Raw genomic sequence first — 6343 nt, 5'->3', positions numbered from 1 at the left:
GCGGTGGGCGCACAAAAACAGCTTGCGAAGCTGGAAAAAAGGGGGCGATCAGCAACGAGTGGTTAGGGGTGAGTCGTAGGCCGTCAGGGATAGACCGTCAATGTGTGATTGGCAAGATCAACCGTGACCCGCTCCCAGTTGGTCGGCATATTGGTCTTAACGTATACATCGACAATTCTGGATTTTTTGGAGAACTCGACCGGTGAACCACCCTTGCCCGGCCAGTACAAGGGCTGGAGCTTGCCTCCATCAATACGGATGCCTACGGCCGTCCCAGCGGACATCTCAGTGGGGATTCTGGCCCGGGCAGAGTACATGGTATAGAGATTGAGCAGGGTGAGGTCTACCGACAGGCCGCTGTAGCCGAACAGACCGGGTGTAGAGCCAGCCAGCGTAATCCCGTCGGCTGTGCGTGCCGGGGTCGTGAGATACCCCAGATAGTCGTTTTTGTCAGCCTTGACGACAAAAGTGTTGCCCTTTTTTGCAAAGATGACACCACACAGTGTCATGGGTTTGGACTGTTCCCAGAAGTTGGTGCGAACTTCCTTGGGTGAGTCTGGAAACTCGGCTTTAGTCCGGTAAACCAGGGTCCGTAAGCTGAGGAGCACAGGCGTGCCGCAGTCCGGTGTCGCAGCGGCAGCGGTGGAAAGTCCGCCCAGAGCAAGTAAAACAAGCAATTTCTTCATCAGTTCCCTCCAGAAAAGTTCGGTATCAGTAGAAACGTACTTATAATTATCACACTTATCGTAACTGTACGCATAGTGATGCCGCAAGCAGGCTTGGGGGATGCCCACTGAGCCGCGTCCTGTCAGTCCATCCCGCCTTCTGTTCGCCGCTCGCGTCCGGGAAGAGCGACAGGCACGCGGTTGGACCCAGGAAGACCTGGGCGAACGTTGTGACCTCTCCTGGAATTACGTCGGTCAGGTCGAACGCGGCACCCGCAACATCAGCGTGGACAACATGGACGCCATCGCCCAGGCGCTAGAAATGCGCCTGGCTGATCTCCTCCTCCCCAATCCCTATTGATAACGGTGCAAGTTTGAGCTGGGTGGCAGGGAATGGCGTTGCCGCTTCTTGCCCGAGGAAGTGAAAGGGCGAGCTTACGAGGTGAATAACTCAGACCTTGGCCGTTATCAATAATGCTGAGTCCTGCTCCGCAAAAGCATCAGGGCCAGTTCATGTGTGAACTGGTGAAACAGGTGTTTCACTGATGGGCTTAAATTTCTGATCGACACCGTGGTTTGCTCGCCACTGAACTGCAACTCAAATTCGACTGTGTATTCGGGCAGACCAAGAGCCTCATGATGCGGTTGCACCAGAAAAAGCTGAGTCCGGCGATACCCGTCGTATTCCCAGGCTTGCCCTGTGACCGGATGTTTAAGCAGAGGAATAATCGCCTCAGCCGCCTGTAAAAAGGCCACGCGATCCAGTGGATAGATCACGGCCTCACAGACGGGAATAACCCGTGCCAGAGGGGGCACAAAAACAAAATTATCTTCTGAATCCAAAGTCATGATTTCCCCCAAAACGTACGTATAGTGATGTTAGTCGAGCTGGTAACACTCTTCAAGCGCGGCTAGAGGACGTGCTTTCGCAGGGGAAATCTGTACGGTTGCCCTTCCCTTTCCCCCCAGGCTTCAACTTCCAGCCGGTCTTCGGCCATCCCCACGGTGAGTAACACCTGACTGGCCGAAACCAGTGCCTGTCCCCGTGCGGCATGCCACATCTCCTCTACCCAGGACGGCTCAGGGTGACGCCCGTCAGCGGGCATCACCCAGTTGCCCACCCAGTCCAGCGGAAAGGGCGACACCTGTAACGCCGCGTCCAGCGCCCCCAGCACATAGTCCGGCTGCAAGTCAAAAGGGTGCTGGGGAGTGCAACTGCTCGGTAACACCACATCTATTTGCAAGGTGGCGTCCTGCTGGTAGCCCAGCAGCACACCGCCCCGCAGTCGTCCCGCTCCTTGGTGCTGCTGACCAAGCATCTTGAGCGGGATGGCCGAAACGAAGACATCCTCAACCGGAATAAAGTCCTGCTTGTAGATCGCCAGGCCAATCGGCAGCACCAGGCCCAGAAAACGCCGCTGCGCCCGGTTGAGTGGCTGTTGGTCGGGGATGTCTCCGCTCACGCCGCACCGCCCTTAAGCAGGCCCTGCTCTTCCCGCTCAGCCAGCACCCGCAGCGCGATCAGCGCTGCGGTCGCACAGCCGGAGAGTTGCCAGTCCAGTTGACCACCCAGGGGCCGCTGAACTGGGTGCTGGAGTTCAAAATCGACGTCCGTGCAGAGGTAGGGGTACTCGCCCTCAATGACCTGCCAGCTTACCTCTTCATCTGTCACGATCTGTCCGGCACGGGCCAACAGAGTCGGGAGAAAATCTGGATACACCTGATGCCAGCGGTAAAGACTGCGGCTAATCGCAATGGTGGCCGTCATGCGTGTACCTCCAGGAGCTTGATGGCGCGGATGTCGTCCGAGTTGATAAGGATACGGGCAGAGCCATTTTCTTCGTCCCAGAGGTCAATATGCCGGTCTGTTATGGCTTCGATGGCGTAACGCTCGCGGCGGTAAAGGACGAATTGACCGACACCGAAGTCAGGGAGTGGTACGACCATTTTGGGAGATTTGGCAGACTGCCGCGCACGGAATGCTTCCGCCTTCCCAAGCACCTTCGGTAAAAGTGTGTCCAGTCCGAATTTTTTGGTCTTCCAGAAGTCATCAGCGGCGACTTCTTTGACTGCATCTGTCAGCAACTCGGCGGCCTGCTGGACGCTTCCACCGCAATCCGCCAGCAGCACCGTCAGGGCCTTGCGGCGTTGGGTACTCATTCCACTGGCTTCCGGCAAATCACGTCGGTGGGTATTCCAGTCAGCAGACGAGTGAGCATTTCAGTGGTGACAGGCGAAGTCCGTTGGACATCATCTCTCTGGGTGTCTTTTTCTTTTTTAACTGCTATAGAAGAATGTCGTCGGGTTTGTTCGGCAGCCTGCTGTGGGGTTTGCTGGACGACTGGCGGCTGCATCTGACCGGCGACAGCTTTGCGTGATTCCGACTGACTGCTAACAGCTTGAGTAACAGATGCTTGCATTGAAAGACCCACCACTTCGGGGGTTTGAAGTGTAGCCAGGCGACCCCTGATGCCTTCAGGAAGAATCCTGTAAAAGTTGCGGGAAGGCAGGCCCATGCGCTTGACCTCGATCATCCCAGCGCAGTGGCGCACGCAGCGGCGGATTTGCTCTGGCGAGAGATTCAAGTCAGAGCGCCAAGCCTCGTGCGAACGCTCGAACCAACCTTCGGGGTCAGTTGACTGGTCGGAAAGGTAGCAGCACTGGGCGAGGAAAGTAGCGGCGGTACAGTCACCCAGGAGATGAATAAAGGGCGTCGGGACGGCCACGATAGGCTGACGGCCTAGAACTGAGGAGACCAGTGAGGCAACAAGGCTTACATGTTGCGTGAGACTCATGCCTGCGCTCCGTCAATTTCAGAAATAGGAATACGACCAGTAGACTTCATGGGAAGCCTCCTTGAGAGAAATTTGCCCTACAGAACACCATTTATGTAAAGGTGACGTAGTTTGGCTTACGCTCAAATAGTATGATAATTTGAGACGTATGTCAACTTCATACTACAGAGCCAAATGGGACCGTGAAGGAGGGTTTGATGTCTCCTCGGTCTAAAATCACACCTATGAATAAGGAAATCCGCCGCCAGATCAAAGCCGTGATGAAGGAGCGCGGCATCTCACAAGAGCTATTAGCAGAGCAAATTGGTATGCGCCGTACCAACCTAAATCAGATGCTCAATGCTGAAACAGATATTCCCCAGCGCTGGCAGGACATTTTTAATGCTCTTGGTAAAAAGCTTGTGCTTATTGATGACGATGGTAAGGATTAATTTGCTGAAAAAAAGTTGACTCAATCTGTAGCTGTCAGGATCAGCTTTTATTCCACCGTCTTTTTGCCCAGCAGCGCCACAGCAGCCTCGCGCAGCACTTTGTCAAAGGTCAGGAATCGCAGCTTGTATTTCCGATGAGCCTCCAAAGCGGAGGCCAGGTGAACGGCGTCCATCGTGCGGAGCCTGGGGTGGGGCTTCATCAGATCACCTGCCCGGCGATAAATCGTTTCCGTCATTTCGATACGAACTGCCAGGGGCCAATCCTGTTCAAAGGCCAAGAGCACTTCGGTATATTTCTCTTCGCCCAGCAAACCCCTGTCCAGCGCCCGTGCGAAAACGCTGCGGCTTTCTGGGTAACTCAGCGTGCTGGTCACGACACCATCCACGACGTCCAGCAACTTAACGACCTCTTCTCCACCGGCTTCCGGCAAGTAGAGTTTCACCAGGGCATTGGTGTCCAGGTAGGCCAGCGTCGTCACTGACGCTCCTCACGCAACTCTGCCAGGAGGGCCGTGGAATCCAGGCCCGGCACGTATGGGGCCTGGGGAGCTTTCTTCTTCCACTTCTGAACTGTGCCAGAAAAGATGGGTTCCGAATCAGTAGAAGCAGCTTCAGCGACGTGAACGACTTCCAGGAGGTCATTAGGCGTGACTTCTTCTCCAGTCAGACTTTTCAGGCCCTGCATGACCTTCCCGAGAAGTTCCAGATTCACCGATTGCGGCGAGCGGTCGGAGGCCAGGCGGTAAACCGTCGGTTGGCGTAGTTCTGGTAGGGCCTTTGCCAGCTTGTAAGCTGTCAGCCCATGCTGAGTCAGGTAGTCCCGCAGTCGCCACTGCACTTGCATCATAGGATTACTCTAGCAGGAAGTCACGTTCTGTTTAGTAACGCTTAGGTGAGAGCAAAATTCTCATCCTATCTAAGGCTAGACTCACAGTCATGGAACGCGGAATGAAGCTGCGGCGGCAGGTGACCGAGTACAACGTCTCCCGCTTGGGCCTCATCAGCATTCAGACCCGTTTGTCTGCCGAACACCATGCGGGCTGGCAGGCCGTGCAGGTGAATGGCACCAATCGCCAGGGCATCATCTGCTCGACGACCGACCCGGCTGGCGTGCCACACGGCATGGCATCTGACGTGTTTTCCGGCTTGCTGACCGAGGCAGCCATCCGCGCCGAGGGAGGCATCAGCAGTGGCACAGAAATTGTGACCACAGCAGCCGGAATTGCCAAGCACGCCAACTTGAAAGTGCATGCCCGTCACTATCCTGTGATTGATCAGGCTTTGACTGCACTGGCGGCCACCAAGTACAAGGTTTTTGCTCAATGGACTGATCCCATGACCCGCAGTTCGCGTGATGCCACCTTCTCCATTCTCGACTACCTGGAGCGGCAGGAGGAAGAACACCTTTTCAACAAGGCACAGGCACAGCGCAACTATGTCATTCGACTCAACCAGGAGATTGCGCGTTCGGTTGAAGGGTCTCTCGTGCTTGCCATCAATCCCACCATCCTTGAGTTGCTTCCCAGCCCAGGCGCACGGGCGGTCTACCGCATGCTGGAGAGCTTGCGGCGTGACCCAGAAGATGTGACTCGCGCTGCCAGCACGCTCAGTCTCAATATCGCCACCTTGGTCGAAACCACACGTCTTCTCAGCTCGCGTCAGGAGGCTGGACATCACGTCCGCCTGCTGACTTCCCCCTTTCAGGCCCTCGTTGACGCTGGTTACTTACACGGCTATGAAACGGTTGGGCGCGGAGCAGAGACCAAAATACATTTCCGTTTTAACGATGACGGTGCGCTGCTGAATACCGAGTCCCGCCGCCTACTTTTGGAAGCTGGCATCACCGGCAAAAATGCCGAGAGTCTTGCTATAGGTCACACCCGTGAAGAAATCGAATGCGCCTTATGGGTGGTTGATGACAAAAAACGGCGAGATCAGACTATCCGTAATCCAGCAGGACTCATTGTCAAAACGCTCAAAGACGGGACAGCAAGGGACATGCTTAACCAGTACCGGCAAAGGAACCGTCCTGTCGCTGTGAAGGCGCAAAAAGTTGCATCAGCAGCGGCTGAGGCGGCTCCTCCTGCATCATCATCTCAGGCTGCCAACGGTATTCTTCAGAGCTTAAGGATGCAAAGTAAGATCACCGATACCCAGTTGCAGACCTTGAGCGAAATGGTCAATCAGGGAAAATTGGGACTCCTGGACATCAGCGGCCTGATTACATCGCCTGCCCCTGCCGTACAGAAATCCATCGCTCAGTGGCTCACTGAGGAATAATTATCTCTCCCAGAATCCCCGTTGCCGGTTTCGTGCGATTGGGGATTTTACCGTTGCCGGTTTCGTGCGATTCCCGTTGCCGGTTTCGTGCGATTGAATTCAAAGAACCGTTGCCGGTTTCGTGCGATTCCCCAGATTTTTGCAAAGAACCGTTGCCGGTTTCGTGCGATTG

At 55.4% G+C, this 6343-nt stretch carries 12 protein-coding genes; 3 read left to right on the top strand and 9 right to left on the bottom strand.

Going from position 1 to position 6343, the window contains the following annotated elements:
* Positions 1-83: 83 nt before the first annotated feature.
* Positions 84-686: a hypothetical protein gene (locus tag QZ269_RS10370; RefSeq protein WP_291426638.1), complete on the bottom strand. Its 603-nt coding sequence runs from the start codon at positions 684-686 to the stop codon at positions 84-86.
* Positions 687-786: 100 nt separating this feature from the next.
* On the opposite strand from QZ269_RS10370, the gene QZ269_RS10365 reads away from it, so the two are divergent.
* Entirely contained in the window at positions 787-1026 is a 240-nt protein-coding gene (locus QZ269_RS10365) for a helix-turn-helix transcriptional regulator (protein ID WP_291426637.1), read from the top strand.
* A 107-nt stretch (positions 1027-1133) separates the two neighbouring features.
* Here the strand turns inward: QZ269_RS10365 and QZ269_RS10360 are convergent, their stop codons facing one another.
* From QZ269_RS10360 to QZ269_RS10340, 5 genes are all read right to left on the bottom strand, one after another.
* Positions 1134-1514: a hypothetical protein gene (locus QZ269_RS10360; protein WP_291426636.1), complete on the bottom strand. Its 381-nt coding sequence runs from the start codon at positions 1512-1514 to the stop codon at positions 1134-1136.
* A 62-nt stretch (positions 1515-1576) separates the two neighbouring features.
* Entirely contained in the window at positions 1577-2128 is a 552-nt protein-coding gene (locus QZ269_RS10355; RefSeq protein WP_291426635.1) for a hypothetical protein, read from the bottom strand.
* A complete protein-coding gene (locus QZ269_RS10350; RefSeq protein ID WP_291426634.1) occupies positions 2125-2433 on the bottom strand; it encodes a hypothetical protein in 309 nt (102 codons plus the stop codon). Before QZ269_RS10350 ends, QZ269_RS10355 begins: the two co-directional genes overlap by 4 nt.
* Positions 2430-2825 carry a hypothetical protein gene (locus QZ269_RS10345; RefSeq protein ID WP_291426633.1) on the bottom strand — a complete coding sequence of 132 codons (396 nt, stop codon included), beginning with the start codon at positions 2823-2825 and terminating at the stop codon, positions 2430-2432. Before QZ269_RS10345 ends, QZ269_RS10350 begins: the two co-directional genes overlap by 4 nt.
* Entirely contained in the window at positions 2822-3460 is a 639-nt protein-coding gene (locus tag QZ269_RS10340; RefSeq protein ID WP_291426632.1) for a hypothetical protein, read from the bottom strand. The genes QZ269_RS10345 and QZ269_RS10340 overlap by 4 nt, the downstream gene beginning before the upstream one ends.
* 224 nt (positions 3461-3684) lie before the next feature.
* Here QZ269_RS10340 and QZ269_RS10335 point away from each other — a divergent pair, with 224 nt between their 5' ends.
* Complete coding sequence (locus QZ269_RS10335; protein WP_291426631.1) at positions 3685-3891, top strand: helix-turn-helix transcriptional regulator; 207 nt, start codon at positions 3685-3687, stop codon at positions 3889-3891.
* A gap of 47 nt (positions 3892-3938) precedes the next feature.
* Here QZ269_RS10335 and QZ269_RS10330 read toward each other — a convergent pair whose 3' ends face one another.
* Positions 3939-4370 carry a type II toxin-antitoxin system VapC family toxin gene (locus QZ269_RS10330; RefSeq protein WP_291426630.1) on the bottom strand — a complete coding sequence of 144 codons (432 nt, stop codon included), beginning with the start codon at positions 4368-4370 and terminating at the stop codon, positions 3939-3941.
* On the bottom strand, positions 4367-4738 hold the full coding sequence (locus QZ269_RS10325; protein WP_291426629.1) for a helix-turn-helix transcriptional regulator: 372 nt from the start codon (positions 4736-4738) through the stop codon (positions 4367-4369). Before QZ269_RS10325 ends, QZ269_RS10330 begins: the two co-directional genes overlap by 4 nt.
* Positions 4739-4827: 89 nt before the next feature.
* Here QZ269_RS10325 and QZ269_RS10320 point away from each other — a divergent pair, with 89 nt between their 5' ends.
* Entirely contained in the window at positions 4828-6171 is a 1344-nt protein-coding gene (locus tag QZ269_RS10320) for a replication initiator protein A (protein ID WP_291426628.1), read from the top strand.
* Here the strand turns inward: QZ269_RS10320 and QZ269_RS10315 are convergent.
* Positions 6158-6343: hypothetical protein (locus tag QZ269_RS10315; RefSeq protein WP_291426627.1), on the bottom strand; the 186-nt coding region annotated here is incomplete at its 5' end. The genes QZ269_RS10320 and QZ269_RS10315 overlap by 14 nt on opposite strands.

The sequence above is a fragment of the Deinococcus sp. genome, assembly GCF_018260405.1.
Taxonomy (GTDB): domain Bacteria; phylum Deinococcota; class Deinococci; order Deinococcales; family Deinococcaceae; genus Deinococcus.
The sequence above is the reverse complement of the archived record's forward strand: the minus strand, read 5'-3'. Positions and strand labels throughout refer to the sequence as shown.